The organism is Coprobacter fastidiosus, from assembly GCF_982245605.1.
The window spans coordinates 89,415-108,946 of the sequence record NZ_CEVCIF010000002.1 but is presented as its reverse complement, the minus strand read 5'-3'; the positions used below and the strand labels follow the sequence as shown (position 1 = coordinate 108,946).

Below are 19,532 nucleotides of genomic sequence, written 5' to 3'. Positions count from 1 at the left end.
AAAATGAGTTTTGTAATAGAAGAATCCTTTGTAAAAGGTAAGTCTTTAACCGGATTATGTGAAGACGGATGGGTTGCAACACCAGATTATGTTGTGGTGATTGATGGGGCGACTTCCAAGTCTGATTATAGGATAGATGGTGTTACTACCGGAAGGAAGGCAATGGAAATTATTTCGGATGAGGTTCAGAGGTTACCTTCGGGAATTTCGGCATCAGAGTTTGTGAATATTATAAATGAACGCATTATTCGGTATTATGAAACAAATCATATTTTAGATCTTGTAGAGCAATTCCCTGAAACAAGATTAACTGCGAGTGTTGCTGTTTATTGTCATTCTCGAAATGAAGTTTGGCTTATCGGTGACTGCCAGTGTAAAATAGGGGAATGCTGTTTTAAGAATAATAAAAAGATAGATTCTATACTTTCTGAGCTAAGATCTTTTGTTTTGTGTTCGGCTTTGCGGGACGGATCTTCGATAAAGGAGTTACAGAAACGGGATATAGGCCGGGAGTTTATATATCCTATGTTGAAGATACAGTATTTGTGGCAAAATAATTTAGATGATAATTCTGAGTATCGTTATATTGTATTAGACGGTTTTCCAGTCGATTATGCTTTAATCCGGATTATTCCGGTTGGTGACCGTTCTATTGTTTTGGCAACCGACGGTTATTTTGATCTGTATGGGACATTGCAGGAAACAGAACAGGCTCTTTGTCATCAAATAGAAACAGACCCTTTGTGTATAGGAATGGGCTGTGATAAAAATAACAAAAGTACGAAAGGCGTTCTTCCCGGAAATTGTTCTTTTGATGACCGGACTTATGTTCGTATTTCTTGTTTTTAAGAATCGTTTAACTTGTTATGGATAAATTTTTCTGCGGTTTTATTTCTTTGTGCTGAACAAAAGACCTTCTTTCCGTATACCTATTTGTATTCCCCAATTGTCTCCGAACAGAGTACCTTTATCAAATGCTCCCGATAATCGAAATGTCCAACCTTTAATTTTTTCAGGTCGGTAATTTATTTCTGCTAAAGCTGAAAATTCGTGTGTGATATGGGTAAAAGGTAAATATCCAGTACCCCAGCCTTGTTGATGTCCTGCTAAAATTTTGTATGAGAGCTCTGAAAATATGTATCCGTCTATCCCGGCGTGAAAAGCAAGACTTCTGGAACTTTTAAATCCGAGAAATCCGTCGGTATTATAACCGGGCGAAGCGATAAACGGTGTTCCCATCGTATGTCCTCTATGTGTCCACCCGTTGTATGCCATGTGTCCGTAATAAAAATCAGCTCCGCTTGTTTTTAGAGGCAATTCTTCTGTTTTATCGAATAAGAACGGACCGCTTTGATCTTTTGAATTCATTATTTCGAATACTGCACCGGTTATTAGTTTTTTCTTGATAGTTCTATATTCTATTCCCCATAATCCGTCCCATTTGTTTTTAAAGATCATGCCTGAATGATCATCAAAATAACGTTCATGATATAATTTTGCATGCCAGTTTTTTTTACGATAACCTATTTCTAAGAGATAACTGCCTAAGTGATTGCCTGTAACGTTTACCTGATCTATTAGTGGGGAATCATTACCTCCGGATAATGGTACGAATACTTTAAAAAAGCTTTTGATTCCTGATGGAAATTTGGTTACGGAAGTTTTGAAATTGGGGTTATCATATATTGTACCTCCAAATTGTGCTGCCATGTCTATTCCGATCGAACCGTAAAAAGGTTTTTCTTTTTCAAATTTTAATATTAGATATTTACGGTGATACAAAACATGTTTGCTGTAGGGTTTCCCTTCTCCTTTATGCTCTTTTTGATAAGCATCATCAACAAATATACCGTAAGAAATTTCTCCTTTAATTTGCATCCATCCATTTGTTCCCGGAAAATTGACAAAATGAGGTATTCCTACCGATACTTGTGGTATCGGACGGCTGTTCCCGGACCAAACCATACTTCCGCTACTCAGTTCTCTGTCACGCATCAGGGAGTATTGTTCTTTACTACCTATCATAAGTCCGAGACAACGATATTTTATTTCACCGTATAATTGTTGTAAATAGATTGTTGCATCGTTATTGTATGATCCGATAAGATCGATACCGAATCCGTATGAAAAACGTTTGTCATTATCGATTTTTTTGCTCACACCTGCTCTTAGATAACCGTTATTCGGGGTGAATGAAATTACACCTCCGCGATTATTCATTAAATAAAAAGGAGTAAATTCTCCATTTCCTGTAATTATATTTGTCTCTGCACTGTATTGGAGGGTGAATTGTGCATGAATAATGCTGTATATAGAGCCGAAGAAAACAAGGAGGAATAGTATAATTATTTTTTTTAGCATAAAGATCAGAATTTACGAAATGTGTAGATGGTGTCATTACAGGATAATATTAGTGCCGAATGATCTAATTTTTTGATTGCAAAGTTTTTTTCAGCGGTATGCCATCCATAATAAGGACTTTTTAGTGCATTTCCCATGTAAGATGGTGTTACTGTCATAAAAATAGAGTCTGTTTTTATGGTATAGATACCGTTTGTTTTTTCGGCACTAAAGTCATTTCCCTGTACTAATGTCGCCAATTCGAATATATTCAACTGAAAACTGTAAAATACCGAATCTGTCGATATTTGGCTGTTGTTGGGCATGTCGATGTGTCTTAATTGCCATTTTCCTCTGATAAGATTTTCGTTATCCTTATTGCAGCCGGAAAATAGTAATGTTAGAATAATGGTCGATAATGGCAGAAATTTTTTTATCATTATATTTCAAATTATTTTTTGTTTAGGATAAGCTGATATACCGAATCGACTTGTTCGGCGATATTATCCCAGTTATAAGAAGACAAATCGTACTTTCGGTCAAGCTGTATGTTCTCGATTTTATATTGTAACTTATTTTTTAAATCGGGAATCGAGCCGGTTTTGAAATAATCATCAAGAGTTAGTTCCGGTAACCGATTTGCCGGAATATCACTGACAAGCACATCTAAATCATAACTCATCGCCTCGAGAAGAGATATAGGCAAGCCCTCATGGAAAGAAGGAAGTATGAACAATGCTGCATTAGACATTATCTCATTCAGTTTTTCCCCTTTTATAAAACCTGTTAATATAACATGTTCTTCCAGAGCTTGTCGTTTCAGATTTTCTGAATATGCCGAAGGGTGGTCGGCATCTCCGGCGATTACCAGCTTATATTTATTTTGTTTCAATGCAGAGAATGCTCTTATTAGTAAATCGAAACCCTTTTCTTCGACAAATCTTCCCATTGCTAATATATATTTATGGGTAGTTAATCCTAGCTGATCGATATAACAGGTTGATTGGGATTTTTTAGGGAGAGTTACACCGTTAAAAATCAAGTGAGTATCATTTCTACCATATTTCTCGCGAAGAATATTGTCGATTACACTGGAAATAACGATAATTTCATTTGCATATTTTGCACTCATTCGTTCTCCGGTGCGAAGCATCCATTTAGCTAGATGTCCCCATTTCTGGCGGTCATAGTCAGGACCATGGTGAGTCATGACTACTTTTAAACCTAATATTCGGGCAAAAGGTATTAACAATGAAGGCCCTATCGCATGAATGTGTAAGATGTCGGCATGTGATTTTTTTGCATATAGGATAGCCAAAAAGGTGTGAACGATGGCTTCCAGACTTTTTTTACGGGGAGCGTAAATGTCTTTTAAAGAGATTCCTTTATAATTATCTATTCGAATATTATCAGTAATATAACAGCTACGTCGTACAATAGTGATTGTATATTTGTTATTAGCAAGACGAGGATATAATTCTTCACAATGCGTCTCTACTCCCCCTAAAATATCAGGAATGCCTCTTGTCCCGGTAACAATGATTTTTATTTTTCTTTCAGATTTCATGGAAATATGCAGATAGACACACTAATATATAACGGAGAGAAGATCTATTTTCGTATATAATTTGTCGAATTTAAGGAAGACCGATTATTTGCTTTTCTCCTTTAAATTCCCCTGTTCGGGATCTTGTCCTACATCATACCATTTTTTATCGATACATACGGGCTTTCCGGTCATAGATCTCCATTTATTTTTTAATACCCAGTGTATAGGATGTTGAATATATTTTTTCATTACAGGAGATGCAGTTCCCACCATCCAGCAATTTTTTGGACATTTGCGTACTAATTCTCTTACCCGTGCAGCCTGTTCGCTTTCCCAAATTTCTTTAAAATCGGTTACATTTCGAATGTTACCCATACTTTCCTGCCAATATTTTTCTTCAAGTCCATTACATGGATAAACTTCTCCATAGGGATCAACGAAAAAGTTTACTAATCCGGCTTCACAAGGTAATATACGGCGGTTTCCTTCAATGTAGTTGATAAGCCCCATATTGAAGAATGCTCTGAACCAAGATTTGGGGTGGGTTTCTTTCATTTGCATTTCAATTAAACGGGTAAAGTTGTCGATAACCTCGTTTGTATTGGTTATCACATTGTCGTGTTTGTGGAAATAATAAGAATTATGAAATGCCGCAGTGGCGAACTCCATTCCCAAATTTTTTGAGAGGCGGTATAAAGAGAGCATATCTTCGGAATTATTATTGGAAACAGTAATGCCGAAACCAATATCTTTTACTCCCATTTCTTTGAGGAGCATGAGTGTCCGTAATCCTTTATCGAAACCTCCGGCTCTTCCTCTTAATTCGTCATTTTTACATGATAGCCCCTCTATACTGATTCTGATACCTATGTTCGGGAATTTCTCGGCCAGTTTTATGACTCTATCTTCAAACCATCCGGATGTGGAAATCACTACCCGTGGAGATTTCCGAAACATTACCTCGACAATTTCTTCAAGATCTTCCCGTACAAATGGTTCACCTCCGGTGAGATTCACAAATTTTACTTTGGGGAGTTTTTCGAGCTCCTTTACTTGTATTTCTTTGCTTTTTTCTGTTGGATTCTGCCATATACTGCACATTTTACATTGCATCGGACACCTGTAAGTAGTGATGATGCACATATCTGTAGGGGATGAAATTGCCATATCGTCTGATTGTAAATCGTAATAAGGCACAAAAATAATAAAATAAGCGTTCTTTACAGAATGATTTGTGATGTTATTTTATTCCTTGCGATTTTTGATAAGTTTTGCAGGAACACCTCCGACAATGCTATATGCAGGAACATCTTTTGTTACGACACTACCGGCCGCGACGATCGCATGCTTGCCGATAGTAACACCGTCTAAAATCGTGCATTTAGCTCCTAACCATACTCCATCTTCAATAGTTATGCCCTTTCGGGTCGCACCTTGGTTCATAATATATTCGTCAGTATTGTCTGCATTATGATTTTCTGAAAATATAGATACTCCGGGACCCATGATAACGTAAGAGCCTATTCTTACATTCCCTCGTACTTGAATAAAACATGATTGAGAAATACCGACATTGTCACCTATTTCTATACCTTCTCCCAATTCTCTGATTACTCCGGTACATTCGATAATAGAATTTTTTAGAATAGTGACATTATTCCCTATTTTTACCCCATTTTTTGATAGTGCATTAATCTCGACATTATCGCCTAAAGTCAGAGTTTTCCCAATAGTAATCAGATATTTATGGCGGAGTTTACAATGGCGTCCGGCAAATAATATTCCGGAAGATTTTTTTAGTCCGATTTTTTTTATCGATCCCCGTATAATGCAGGGTATTTTAGATAGCACCTCGATTATTAAACCTTTGCTGGTAAGATTCTTATCAAGTTTATAATCTTTTTTCCCGAGTTTATGGATTATATTTTCTATAAAGTGTTTCATTTATCCTATATATCTAAATGCAAAGATGGAGATATTCGTTATTTTTTCCAAAATTGCTATTCAGAATTTTTAGAAGAGAAATTATTTATCTAAAAATTTGAAAAATGTAATTTCTACTATAACGGTATGAATAAAAATTTATTTTATAGAAGGATGATTTTATATCGATATTATGTAGAGATATGTTCTTTAAATGCTCTGTCGGTATATATTGCAAAGATGAGTATAATAATTTTCTTCTGAGAATTGGGTTATAGCAGTTTGAGATATTTGTTCATAATCAAATTTTTTATTCTCGAATAGTTCGATAATACTTTTTCTCAATTCTTCTTTGTCAAATGGTTCGAATAGTATTCCGTTATTTTCCGTGATAAGTTCGGGAATTCCTCCGATTCGTGAGCCGATAACGGGAGTTCCCATACATAGCGATTCTATTATGCTTAGAGGATTATTCTCATACCATTCGGACGGAATTATTGAGGCTTTGGCCTTTCCTAATAGATCTGCTACTTCTTGAGTAGATAAGTGTCCTGTAAATGTTATTTTTTCTGAAGCATATTCTTTTTTTAGTGTTTCTAATAATGGGCCGTTTCCTGCAATTATGAGTTTATAAGGAAGATTATCGGCTATTTCGAGTAAAGTTTTGATTCCTTTTTCCTGTGAAATTCTTCCGATAAAGCAGTAGTGATTACTTCTTTCATTGGAGAAATTTTGTTTTATGAAATCGATTTTTTCTTTCTCGATAAAGTTGCATCGTGTTTTTATTTTGTTAGGAGAATAACCTCCTTTTATCATCATATCGGCCATAAATTGGCTAGGACAGATGAATGCTTCTATCCATTGTTCTAATTTTTCTTTTGACCAATATATAGATTCAATATATCCGAGTAAACTCGCTGTTAAGCTGTTTTTTAGACATCTGTTTATGACGACTTGTTTTTTGTCAGATAAACATTGTTGGCATATTTGATTTTTATTTAAACAAGCAGACGCTGGACATAATAGTTTATAATCATGCATAGTCCAGAATACTTTACAACCGTATGCCTTTGCTTGTTTGGCAACTATGGGAGACAGGTAAGAGTGAATATTATGTAGGTGAACAATATCCGGCTGAAAATCGAATAATAATTGATTGAATTTTGTTTTTATAGTATCTATACCAAATATCCGTTTTGCTGCATTTACTTTATTTTTAATGTTGCCTGAAAAGGATATTTCGTTAGGAAAATAAGGAGAATATTGAGACTCTATATTTTGTGAATGCTGCATACTGAATGTTGCGACATCATGTCCTTTGCTTTTCAGTAATTTTTCAAGGTTTAGGGTAACCATACAATCTCCACCACGAGGATAATAGAATTTATTAACTAAAAGTATGCGTTCTTTTTTTATCATATACCAGAAAACTATATTAAAATGGTTTGATTCTAGCAATAACGAAGATAGTATTTTTTTGTAATGTATGTAATATGTTGGTAAGACTTTTTCCATATACTGATTAAAAATGTTTTTAAGAATAATAAGTGTTAAGAATCTGTCGTCTAAATTTTGCTTAGGTTAGATTTGAGAGTTTCTTTCGTGGATATTTTCTTGTTCTTATGAGGAGGATAGAGGGGGATAGAGGGGGATCGGACGAGTGCAAATGGGAAAACAGATCGAGAGAAAATGCAAAAATGATCTGATAATATTTTCTTATCGGAAAATTTAGACAGATACTTGACAAGCTTTACAAATTTTTCTACTCTCATTAATTGAAAAGTTTGTAGATGACATTGTATATCTTAAATAAAAAAGGTATTTTTGTTTATACTTATAGTGAGTTCGGACGATTTTAAGCAGTTTATTATACATGAAAGTTCTTATATTAAATTCAATTTTGTTTACGGCTGAAAATAATATTATTCCTAAAGTCAAGAGCATTAAAGATACGATGATTTATAATCTGTGTGTCGGATTCAAAAATTTAGGTCATGAGGTAACTCTTGCAGCAGCAGCAGATTACAAACCATCCGTTTTGGAGGAATATGAGTTTGATATATTGTTTTTTGAATCTGAATTGAAACAGATATTTTTACCAAGTGTATTACCTTTTTCTCTATCTTTGTATAAGTTTTTGAAGAATAATGCTAAAAATTTTGATTTTATTATTTCGAGTGAAATATTTGCCTTCCCTTCTCTCTTTGCATGTATGATTTGTCCTTCAAAAGTTTTTGTTTGGCAAGAACTTGGAGTACATAATCGAAAAATGAAAAAAATACCCTCTAAGGTTTGGTATAACATTATTGGACGGTTTTTTATGCGCAGATGTTTTGTCGTGCCTCGCTCTTATGCGGCTCGTTCTTTTATTTTAAATTATCATCGCAATACGTCAAATGAAATAATTGTGCATGGTATGAATTTTGATAATTTGAAATATAGTACGGATAAAGTTGATTATTTTATAACAGTAGGACAATTAATTTATAGAAAAAATATTGAGAGCATAATTCGAAAATTTGACCTCTTTTTAAAAAAATATAATCTTTTGCATTATCGCTTATATATAGCGGGGACAGGCATATTATATGAGGATCTTCGAGTTTTGGTAAAACAGTTGAATTTAGAAAATAGTGTAATTTTTTTAGGTCATTTGTCGCATGTAGAGCTAAATGAGTATCTTTCTCATGCGAAAGCAATATTATTAAATTCAAGGATGGAGTTGAATATGATAAGCTTGTCCGAATCGATTGCTGTTGCAACACCTGTGATTACCAATTTAGTACCTTATAGCAGCTATGATGTGATTCAGAATAAATTAGGTATAGCAAAGGATAATTGGAATGAACATGATATGATGGAGATCATTCGGAATAATAAGTACTATGTAGATAATTGTTTAATTTATAGAGAACAATTATCGGTAGAAGCCGTAGCTGGTAAATTTATCGCTCTTTTCAATAAAAAGATGTCTGATAGAAATAATTAATTATAGATAGATTTTTATGTAATTTATGCGTTTTGAGGAGATTCTTCTATAAATGCATTTTTTATTATTAAAGCTAATATTATCATAGCGCATATACCACCTCCTTGTAAAAATACAGATCCGGCTACTGATTCGATCATAATAAAACCTATCATTAACAAACCGATTTTTAGGAATTGTACTTTCCCGTTTTCATTGTATGCTTGATATAATTTTTTAATGATAAATCTCCATAAAACGATGTATAGAATAATTCCTATAATACCAAACTGAACTAATTCGGGAAAGAATGTATCGGATATGAACCGGCAGTCTCCTTCAATAAGCCCGTAAACGTTATCGAGTCCGTATTTGCTGTATATATCGGAATATCCGATTTCTCCTGAAGCGTGAGTTGCATAGGAAGCTAATCCTGTCCCTAAAAAAGGATAATCTGATATTATAGAAGGTGTTACTGCATATAAAGCTGCTCTTGCTGCGGTTTCGGTAAATTCTTCTGTTTGGTCAATATCTGCTCCTATAAAATAATAATTGATTTTTCTCCATGCAACTAATATGATTACGGCAAATATAATTATACATAACAAGATATATTTTAGACGAATTTTTTTTAGCATTTCCGGCTTGAACCAGAAAAAAACAAAAATTGCTAAAACAAAGAATCCATAAAACTTTGAGCGAGTGCCGAATAGACCTATTGATAATAATAGTATGGTGAAAATCCTGTTTCTGGATGTGTCTTCGCTACATAGATAAAAGAGGGAAGCAATAATAGTCATGTTAATACCGGCGTACGCTACGTGAAAGAATACGGTTTTAAGTTGTCCGAGAAGACAAACGGTTAACATGACGAAACTCAAAAACAGACAAATATTTCGTAGTATTTTTTTTTGCTTGACAGAAAATTTAGGAGCAATTGCATATGTACAAAAAAATGCAATGAGAGGCTTTAACTGAATGACAAAGTCTGTAACTACGGCTTTAGGAGTATTAACTTTTAAGTTAAACAAACTGTGAAACAAGTATACGAAAAGAATTCCCAAGACAAGAAACAACCCCTTATAATTAGAGATTTTTTTAGTCGTGAGAATATGTATTCCGCTAAAGCATAGTAATAGAAATATTAGTAATTCATCTACAATTTCTATACCGAAAGTATTGTAGAAGTAAAAACCGAAAAGTAATGTAAACAGAAAAAAAACGTAATATGTCCTTGTAAGCGAAATCATATTTTTTGTGATTTCTGTGTTTGTCCGTAACCGTAGCCATAGCCTTGTTTTGCCGGAGTTCCATTAATGATTAATGCAACGTTTTTCAACTTATGTTCTGCTACAAGGTTGTTTACATATTTGATATTGTCTTTGTGTGTGTAATTAGCTCTGCAAATGTAAACTGTTGCATCTGCTATCCGGGTAAGACTGAATGTGTCAGATACCATTCCTACCGGAGCTGAATCGACAACGATATAGTCATATTCTTTTTTTAACTCGGAGAATAATTCTTCAATCCGGTTTCCTAATAATAATTCTGCCGGATTGGGGGGAATCGGGCCAGCAAGAATTACATCCATATTTTTTTGAATGGCATTTGGTATAATAATTTCCTGTAAAGGAAGATTATTGGACGCTAAAAAGTTCGTTACGCCCTTTTTGTCGGTTTGTTGTATGTTTAAATATTCTTTTAATTTGGGGCTTCGTATATCCATTCCGATTAAAATTACTTTTTTCCCCAATAAAGCCAATGATGCTGCAAAGTTACTGCATATAAATGATTTGCCTTCACCGCTTACACTTGATGTAACTAAAATGACTTTTTCGTTTTGGTTGGTTAGTAAAAATTGTATATTGGTACGTATTAATCTGAATAATTCTGCTCCGGAACTGTATTGACCTTCTTTGACTATAATATGATCTTTAGACGTGTTGGTACACATTTCTCCAAGTATTGGTAAATTGGTTAATTTTTGGAGTTCTTCTTTTGTCGAGAATTTGGTTCGTGTTATATCTTTGAGATAGAGATATATGATAGGTAATATTAGTCCCAATGCAAGACCTATCAAAAGTAACATGGATTTGGATAGACTTACAGGTCTGTTTTGATTATAAGCCTGGTCGATGATTTGTCCTTTAGGAGTCTGGCTTGCCAAAGTCAATGCATTCTCTTCTTTTTTTTGTAATAAGAAGAGGAAAAGATTTTCTTTTATTACTTGTTGTCTTTTTATTGATATGAACTCTCTTTCTTGAGTCGGCATATTTTTAATTCTCGAAACAAAAGCATTTTCTTGTTTTTGCAAGTCATTCAATGTTATATTTATGCTGGATTTAGTCTCCTTAATAGAGTTTATAACATTATTTCTTGTTGCATCGATAACTTCATTCAGACTTTGTAAGGCAGGACTGTTTTCTTTTACCGAACGAAGTAGTTTTATTCGTTTTAATATCAATTCATTATAATCTTCAATCGGTGAAGAATTTTCTGATAGTTTCGTATTAAAAGGAATTAATGAATACTTGTTGTCAGGGTTGTGCAAAAAAGATTCGATTAATTCTATAATTTGATATTGAGTCTCTGTCTCAATCAACTTTGACCTGAATTCTCCGGATTGTTCAAGAATGATTTTCACTTCCGATCCAATATCCGTGAGATTATTGGCTTTTTTATATGTTTCTATTTCTTCTTCTGCATTAGATAGTTCTTTTGTAAGAATATTGATTCTTTCGTCAAGAAAATTTGCCGTGTTAAGGGCTTCCTGTTTTTTTTCGATAAGGCCCTTGCTATTATATAAATTTATGATAGTATTGAGAAGGTCTTTCCCTTTTTGAATATTTGTTTCTTTTGTACTTAATCCTATAACATTCGCTTTTTTATCCGGTAAATATATATCTATATTTTGTTTTACATTTTCTGCAGCTTCATCGAATGGGGCTAAAGTAATTTCCATATTTAAACTTTTTCCTTCTTTAAAGTATTGAGTTTTATTGAAAATAAAATTCCCGTATACTGTAGATAAGGAAACCGGAAACTTGTCTGTTTTTTTGTATCCTATTTTTTTACGGCCTCTTTTGGCATCTACTGTTATAATCCCGTTTTTAGAGGCTTTTATTTTAAAGGTCAAACTTTTACTTAGTGTATCTTCTAATGTAGACGGCATATAAATATCAACAGGTTGGGTCTGATATATATTTACAGATCTTATAAAATCCCTATGAATTGTGTAAGTTTTATTCAATCCGAGTTTTTTTACTGCGTCATATAGCATTGAATGAGAAGATACGATAAATATTTCGTCTTCGACAATTCCCCCTCCGAGAGCACTTCCGAAAGAAAAACTTTTTAGAAGAGATGCTTGGGGATTTGATCCTTTTTCGTTGTCTTGACTAACCAAAAAGTTTGCATTTATTTGATATACGGGTTTATTGAGCTTGTAATATAAAAACGCTCCACCGGTACACGCTATTATACATATAGCAAAGATGTACCAATGTTTTATATAATTCTTAAAAAGAGAAACAACATCTATCTGATCATTGTTGTTTGAAGAATTTATATTTTCCATAATATGTAATGAAGCCTTTCAGGTTGATAACTTATTTAAATATTGCAATAAATAAGGCTGCAATTGTAGATACAGCACTGATGATAGTTGATGTGATTGTTATATTAAACTGTTTGTCTGATCCGTATTTTGCCGTAGCTTTTTTGGCTTTGTTAGGTTCTACGTATATGACATCATTTTTTTGTAAATAGTAATATGGGGATGAAAAAATTGCTGGATCGGTCAGGTCGAACCGGCAAAATTCCTTTTTTCCGTTTTTTTCTCTGACTAATAATACATTTTTTCTTTCTCCGTATATGGTTAAATCTTCAGCCATACCGATTGCATCCAGGATGGATACACGTTCACTTTCTATTTTTAATACTCCGGGTTTGTTTACCTCTCCTAAGACGACGATTTTAGAGTTAAGAGTGTTTACTGTTACTAAAGGACTTTTGACGTATGCCTCGATCTCTTTTTTTATTGTTGTTTCGAGTTGTCTCGTTGTCAATCCGGCAACTTGAATTTTACCGAGTTGCGGATAATTGATATATCCGTATTTATCGACAAGATATGTTTGAAGTTTCGGCGTTCCGCTGATTTCAGTGTCACCGGCTTGTAAATAGCTGATAGCTGGAAGATTGAACATTGCTACCGCATTAGGATCTTCTGCCGATACATAGATAGATAATATGTCGTCCGGGATAATTTTAGATTCGTAGTTTAATAAAGTATCGATTGCTATACCTTGGTCGTATTTATTTTCTAAGTCTTGAAAATAAGCAATATCTGATTGTGTTTTACAAGAGAAAAAGGCGACGGAAATAAGGAATAAGTAAAATATATTTGTTTTCATTAAAAATAATTTTTGCAGATAAACATAATTCAATGGGACAAATATAGCCTTTTTATCGTATGTTCCCAATAAAATTTGCTCACTTAATTATGTAACGGTTCTTTCTGTTTTTTATTGTCGTTGTAGAATAAAAATTTTTGTAAAATGTAGCGTGTTTTATATCTGCTTTATTACCAAATATTTATTTTGATATAAAATTATTCTGATAATTTATTGCCATTTGCTTTAGAGTATTTTTTATTTCAAAAATAGGTTTTGTTTCATAAAAAAAGATTGTGTACGTTTGCATAAAATATTACGAAATATGCAGGTCAGTTTTGATTTTAATAGTATAGAGATCATTTTTTTTATTGTAATGTTTATTCTTTTTTCGATTCAGATATTCTATTATCTATATTTTTACCGAAAACCCTTGAAATATCTGGAATCGGAAGAAAAAGGAGATGTCCCATATACCGATAAACAGCCGGGAGTATCTGTCATCGTGTATGCTAAAAATGACGCTGAGCATTTAGAGGTTTTTTTACCTTCGATTTTGTCACAAAACTATCCCGATTTTGATGTGATTGTTGTAAATGACGGTTCTACAGACGAGACTCGTGATGTTGTGACCCGTTTAGAATCTGAATATGACAATTTATATCAAACTTATATTCCGGATGAAGCCCGAAGCCTTAGCCGGAAAAAATTGGCCTTAACGGTTGGAATTAAGGCGGCAAAGCATGATATTGTAATGTTGACAAATGCCAATTGTGCACCTGAAGGAAGTGATTGGCTTACTTATATGATGCGGAATTTTGTTGAAGGAGTGGATATCGTAGCAGGATACGCATATATAGACGGGGAGGGGCAACGGAAAAGAAGATACGTCGCTTATGATCGGTTAATGTTTACTTTGCGTTATATCTCTTATATTCTATTGCATAAGACTTATATGGCCGAAGGATATAATCTTGCCTATCGGAAAGATCTGTTTTTCAGAAATAAAGGTTTTTCCAAACATTTAAATCTCCATTATGGAGACGATGATTTATTTATTAATGAGGTTGCGACGGCAGATAATACCCGTATCGAACTTTCTCCTGAAAGTAGAATGGTAATTCATTATGAAAATAATTTTAAGGCTTGGAGAGAATTAAAGTTAAGGTATGATTTTACTGCTGCCTATTTAAAGACCGATTCGAAGTTTGTATTTGGCTTTGAGCGAATGACCGTGTATTTATTTTATATTTCGATCGTTTTGTTTTTTGTTTACGGACTTTATTATAATCTGTTGTTTTCGGCTGTATCGTTTTTGTTTTGGTTATTACGGTTTATTGTGCAAGTAACCATATATCGTAAATCTGCAAAAAGATTATCATCCAATAAATTATTCTTTTTACTTCCAGTTTTTGATCTTTTACAGTCTGTAATTAATCTATATTATAAGATTATCGGGATTTGTAGTAAAAGTAAAAATTTTACATGGCAGAATTTGTAAAAGTCTGTTTAATTTTGCTCGAGTCGGTTTCGTGAATTTCTACATCGGAAAATTAGAACAAGTTTTTAGATAGATTGAATAGACTTTTGGAAGTATTTTTTAAGTCTTTCGATTTTATATAAAGAATTATTTTTCTTGTTCTGTGGTAGTTTGTGTGTTATCTTTGATTTTCGGGTTTCTCTTTTTTTTGAAAAGACGATGTATCGATTCTCCTATGCGCTGGAATAGTTCCTGAAATTTTGTAAAATCACGTTTATACATGATTCCTACGCCTTGAGTTGTCAGGGCCGATTTTATGTAGTAGTTTTTATCATTGTAGTGATTATATGCTTTTAAGCGTAAATTTCCGCTTTTGCTGAGTAAATATTCTAAGTCGAAATCACCGATAAATGTATTGCTGTTTACGGCGTCATCTCGATATCCGAAATTTCCGTTAAATATTAATCGATTGTTGAGCAGTTGACTCGATAAAGCAAGTTCGAATTCTACATCAGAGAAATCGCCTTTATCACTTCGGATATTTGTACCGATATTCCACTTGTCGCTAATTTGCCCGAGCATATTGCTTAATTGTGAAGATAAGGTCGATGAGGCTACCGAAACGAGTTCGTTATTTCGGGCCTGTCCCACGTTCATATAATCCGGAGTATAGAATTTGTTTAGTGCCAGCAAATATATGATTTGCCGGTTCATCATCTCGTCAGTGCTGACAATGCTGCGTATCCGTCGGTCAACATCCTGACTTAAAGTCGGAAAATTCAAATCGAATTTAAAGTCGGGACGTTGTAAATCTCCGGTAAGACGTAAAACCGTTTGAACAGGAACGTTCGTTCTTGCCAGTTCCTTATCATCAGCAAAACTTTCATCCAGATCTTGTAGATTTGCAGTTAGTGCGTAATAAGCCTCGATGTTGAGCTCGGCATTCAGAGGTGTTCCTCTGAACGAGATACTGCTCCCTGAACGTATGGCAAAATCTCTTGTGATAAGATCTTGCAAATTAAAGTTATAATTCCCTTTTTCCAAGGTATATGTACCATACATTTTCATGTCGGATAATGTATTATATTCTATACGCATTGCCCCAGTTCCGTTTGCCTTGATTATATCTCCTGTGGCCGGGTCCATGACCAGTTGCATCGTTATGTCGGGAGTAGCATCGATTTGAAGATTTATATTTAATAAATGATTCTTTTTTTCAATAACCGGAGTAGAAATCGGAGTATTGATGCTGTCCTGTTGTAATTTCTGCTTTTCAAAATTCAATGCACGTCTATTTATGAAAGTAATGAACGGGTAATCGCTTGCCGTTTCGTTTCCCGTAAGAACATAGGTAAATTTAGAGTTCGGTCCGGTACTCATGTTGACATCTATATCCGTTTTTACAAGATCCCCGTTGATAGTTGCAGCTCCACTTCCATATATTGTGCCGTAATAAATAGGGCTGAGTTTTTCTGTCATATTATATACCAGAAAATTCTGTAACCCCGAAATCCCGATATCATAGCTGAGATTCTTGAAATTTTTATGATGCAATATACCTTTGGCCTTAGCGAGTTTCCCATTTCGATCGCGCAACGAGGCATCATTAAAATATATCGAAGTAGGAGTCATGTGTACGGTATCAGTAACGGAAAATGACGTGTTCAAATATCCGATGTCGAAAGTAAAATTATCGACGAAAGCATCTCCTGTTACGTTTAAGGCTTTGAATTTCCCGTAAAAATCCAGTTTTCCGGTGGCCCGTCCTGTCGCATTGCTTAAAATATTATCCATAAACGGACGGAGAAATTCAAGGTTCAGCCGATTTGCATCGAATGACAGATGTAGCGAATCTCTGGTCGGAAATATATATCCCTCGATCCGGGTATCATCTGTGTTCGGTTGAGATATTTTACCTTGTAGTAAAATACCTTTTGTTTCTCGCTCCCATTGGCTGAATAGATGAAGATTTCCCAATAAAGAGTGATTGTATGCAAAATTAATTACATCAAACTGTTTTGTACTCAGGCGGATTTCTTTATTCAGTAATCCGGCGATGCTGAATATACCCGTGGCTTGACCTCCGAAAACGACATGTTTGATATTCAGTGATCCGAAAATATAATCAAGGTTGATGTCATTCAGTTGCAAAGTCAATTCATCTTCAGGAAGTTTTGATATGTTACCGTCAAGACGTAAAAATTGAGAATCATGTCTTACTTCGAAATGGCTGATTTGTATTTTACCATCGTTAATGTTGATTTGGGACGGGGAGACTTGCCATATTGTGTCATTCAGTATCAGTTGGGTCGGGTTGATATGTATGTCGGCATCGGCAGATTTTTCGGTTTTGATAAATTTACTTTGGGATGATAATTCTCCACAAAACGTTGCCGTACCGGAGTTGCTCCAGTTGATTTTTGTGTCAAGATAGTCGTCATGAGCTTTTGCAGCTACATTCCAATGAATCTGTTTGTCCTGCTTGTTAAGTAGCATAGCTCCAAGCTGGAAAGAAATATTTTCTTTTTGTTTTTCTGCGTAGATTCCCGCCGAAGCAAAGCGCATGTTTTTTATTTGAAATTCGGGCAAATTTCCTTCTATCCTGAAATTGCGGTTTTCATCACTGAAAAATCCTGATATTTTTGCCGGATTTTTTAAAATAAAAGGCAGTTCGAGAACATCCGATAAATGATTGCTGTTCTGAATCTCGAAGTTAAAAGTGAAGTTGTTTTGTGCTACTTGTTTAGAGGTAGGTGGCTGAATGAGTGAAGGTAGCGCAGATGCTAACATTCGAGTGAAAGAGTCCTTTAGTGTATTAAAAGAATATCGGCCGGATATTCTTCCTGATATTAAGTCCGATTCGATGCTTACTGACTGAGGAGTTTGTTCATTGTGAGCTTCGATATGAAAATTTCGAGTTGAGAATATTTTTCCGTTATTGTTAAAAGAGAGGGTGTCTATCGATAAGACTCCTTCTGCATTATCCAGATTATTTCCTTCGAAATTGGCACTGAGAATGAATCCTAAAGTCGAGTTTGAGTATTGAGGGGCTAATTGTAGTTCCTGTAAACGTATATTTTCACCTCGTGCTACTAATTGAAATATCGGACGCTTATCTAATAGATCGATAGTTCCGTTCATTTGCAAGTTCCCGTTCGGATCGTCTATATTGAGAGTGCCGTCATATTTCGAACCTTTGTAGTTCCCGTTCAGGCTGATGTTCTCGTATGTGTATCCTTTAAAGTCGATATGGCCTATATCTCCAATGACTTTACCTTCGGGCATTTCATTATGCGGGTGGTGTCCATCGAGATCAAATTTAAAACTGATTTCTCCCAAGGGATTCCCTTGGGGCAGAAGCTCCCTGATTTGAAGCCCTGAAGTTTCTACAGTTCCTTTATATGCCAGATTTTCTTTTGCATTCCGGGAGATCATCATGTCCGCCCGTAACTTTCCGATATTGCTGTCAAATTCTCCGAAGGTGATCAATTGAGTTATAAATCCCGATATTTCACCGTGAAAACTAACTGTTCCTAAATGAGCAAGAATCGGGTTCACATCTTTGCGGACCGAAGATAAATCGTTGATTAAAGATTGTATTCCTTTGGGAGATGCATTCAATTCTTGTATTTCACCGAATATGAACGCATTTTGTGGTGATGTAACGCCATCGAGACTACCTTTGCTTTTCAAATGGATACTTTTCTCTCCATAAGATAAATTCATGTGTTCGAGTCGTAGGTTGTTTATAGTTCCGCCGATATTACATGTCAAATCTATCGGGGTAGAAAAGTTCCGTAAGATCGGAGCAAAAGGAGCAATGTCTTTTAATACGACATGAGCTTCATCAATATTGAAATTCAAATCCGTACTGTCACAGAATTGTTTCAGCGTATTTGTCTTTGACAAGTCGATGTCTGTTTTTCGGATACTCAGGTGTGAATTTGCAAGATTGAGCCGAAAATTAGACAATGTCGCTTTATCTTCGTTCCCTTGTAACTTAAATGCCAATTTTGATAATGAAAAGCCCGATTTTTCTTCAAAACTGATGCGCCTGACATTGATGTTTATAGAGTCTTTCCGTAAAGCTTTTAGTGATACGGTAGATACTACTTTGTCCAAAAGGATATGGTTCTTGTCAAAAGTTCCCGGATCTTTGTACGGTTCGGATAAAATATCATAACGGATACTTCCCCGGCGAATCAGGATAGTATTAAGCTGTATATCGAACGGTTTATAACGATTCTTTTTTCGAGGAGTAAAAGCATCTATTAAAAATTGGAGATTGGTTTGTGAATTTGAAGAATCCCGTTGTATTTCGATTTTGAAATCGAAAAGTTGGGCCGTTGTAAATATCAATTGATGTTCCAATAAAGCAAAAGGGGAAAATCCGGCAGTTAGTTTTTGAGCATAAAGCAATGTATCGTTTTTCTGGTCATATAGACAAAGCCCTTCCAATACTGCTTTATTGAACGGGAAAAGCTGTACCTGTTTTATAGTTAATTTCGTTTCTAATACTTGAGATAGTTCACGTTCGCTTATATTCTTGATTTCCTGTTGAACAGCGGGTATGCTCAACAATAAATAAAGTCCGGCATATACGATAATTAAAATCGTTAATATGCTGATTGTTATGTATTTGAAAATCTTGAATATCTGTTTCATGACAATGTGGTACAAATTTATCATTTTTCGGAGAATAAATCTTTGACGTTGTCGAATTTTTCGATCATGCAACATTTATTCTTGATTTGTGATTATAATATTGTTAAAAGAATTATGCAAAATATAACATTTTGCGTAAAAAGTTGTGTTTTGGGTAAACAAAAATCGGATGCTTTTCCTAATAATTCCCTTTTAATGATTAATTTCGTCCGCAGA

The 19,532-nt window shown here is 34.5% G+C and carries 13 protein-coding genes; 3 read left to right on the top strand and 10 right to left on the bottom strand.

Annotation, left to right across the window (positions count from 1 at the left end):
* Nucleotides 1-3: 3 nt before the first annotated feature.
* The gene (locus AC0UMU_RS01075; RefSeq protein ID WP_473979851.1) at nt 4-849 is read left to right on the top strand and encodes a hypothetical protein; all 846 of its coding nucleotides are present in this window, start codon (nt 4-6) and stop codon (nt 847-849) included.
* A 39-nt stretch (nt 850-888) separates the two neighbouring features.
* Here AC0UMU_RS01075 and AC0UMU_RS01070 read toward each other — a convergent pair whose 3' ends face one another.
* From AC0UMU_RS01070 to AC0UMU_RS01045, 6 genes are all read right to left on the bottom strand, one after another.
* Nucleotides 889-2,361, bottom strand: a complete 1,473-nt coding sequence (locus AC0UMU_RS01070; RefSeq protein WP_022601882.1) for a capsule assembly Wzi family protein — start codon at nt 2,359-2,361, stop codon at nt 889-891.
* Nucleotides 2,362-2,366: 5 nt separating this feature from the next.
* Nucleotides 2,367-2,780 carry a lipocalin-like domain-containing protein gene (locus AC0UMU_RS01065; RefSeq protein ID WP_022601880.1) on the bottom strand — a complete coding sequence of 138 codons (414 nt, stop codon included), beginning with the start codon at nt 2,778-2,780 and terminating at the stop codon, nt 2,367-2,369.
* Nucleotides 2,781-2,791: 11 nt separating this feature from the next.
* Entirely contained in the window at nt 2,792-3,907 is a 1,116-nt protein-coding gene (locus AC0UMU_RS01060) for a glycosyltransferase family 4 protein (RefSeq protein WP_009319544.1), read from the bottom strand.
* A gap of 84 nt (nt 3,908-3,991) precedes the next feature.
* Nucleotides 3,992-5,056 carry a radical SAM protein gene (locus AC0UMU_RS01055; RefSeq protein WP_288640206.1) on the bottom strand — a complete coding sequence of 355 codons (1,065 nt, stop codon included), beginning with the start codon at nt 5,054-5,056 and terminating at the stop codon, nt 3,992-3,994.
* A gap of 78 nt (nt 5,057-5,134) precedes the next feature.
* On the bottom strand, nt 5,135-5,332 hold the full coding sequence (locus AC0UMU_RS01050) for an acyltransferase (protein ID WP_416337132.1): 198 nt from the start codon (nt 5,330-5,332) through the stop codon (nt 5,135-5,137).
* Between the two features lie 690 nt (nt 5,333-6,022).
* Complete coding sequence (locus tag AC0UMU_RS01045) at nt 6,023-7,231, bottom strand: glycosyltransferase (RefSeq protein WP_022601873.1); 1,209 nt, start codon at nt 7,229-7,231, stop codon at nt 6,023-6,025.
* Between the two features lie 454 nt (nt 7,232-7,685).
* On the opposite strand from AC0UMU_RS01045, the gene AC0UMU_RS01040 reads away from it, so the two are divergent.
* Nucleotides 7,686-8,801 (top strand): glycosyltransferase, encoded by a 1,116-nt coding sequence (locus AC0UMU_RS01040; RefSeq protein ID WP_022601871.1) that lies wholly within the window; start codon nt 7,686-7,688, stop codon nt 8,799-8,801.
* Between the two features lie 23 nt (nt 8,802-8,824).
* On the opposite strand, the gene AC0UMU_RS01035 is transcribed toward AC0UMU_RS01040, so the two are convergent.
* The 3 genes from AC0UMU_RS01035 to AC0UMU_RS01025 form a co-directional block, all read right to left on the bottom strand.
* Nucleotides 8,825-9,580 (bottom strand): O-antigen ligase family protein, encoded by a 756-nt coding sequence (locus AC0UMU_RS01035; RefSeq protein ID WP_229088678.1) that lies wholly within the window; start codon nt 9,578-9,580, stop codon nt 8,825-8,827.
* Between the two features lie 446 nt (nt 9,581-10,026).
* Complete coding sequence (locus tag AC0UMU_RS01030; RefSeq protein ID WP_278585452.1) at nt 10,027-12,357, bottom strand: GumC family protein; 2,331 nt, start codon at nt 12,355-12,357, stop codon at nt 10,027-10,029.
* 31 nt (nt 12,358-12,388) lie between these two features.
* A complete protein-coding gene (locus AC0UMU_RS01025; RefSeq protein WP_031258769.1) occupies nt 12,389-13,192 on the bottom strand; it encodes a polysaccharide biosynthesis/export family protein in 804 nt (267 codons plus the stop codon).
* A gap of 412 nt (nt 13,193-13,604) precedes the next feature.
* On the opposite strand from AC0UMU_RS01025, the gene AC0UMU_RS01020 reads away from it, so the two are divergent.
* Complete coding sequence (locus AC0UMU_RS01020) at nt 13,605-14,672, top strand: glycosyltransferase (RefSeq protein WP_187119560.1); 1,068 nt, start codon at nt 13,605-13,607, stop codon at nt 14,670-14,672.
* Between the two features lie 126 nt (nt 14,673-14,798).
* Here AC0UMU_RS01020 and AC0UMU_RS01015 read toward each other — a convergent pair whose 3' ends face one another.
* A complete protein-coding gene (locus tag AC0UMU_RS01015; protein WP_278714747.1) occupies nt 14,799-19,316 on the bottom strand; it encodes a translocation/assembly module TamB domain-containing protein in 4,518 nt (1,505 codons plus the stop codon).
* Nucleotides 19,317-19,532 lie beyond the last annotated feature (216 nt).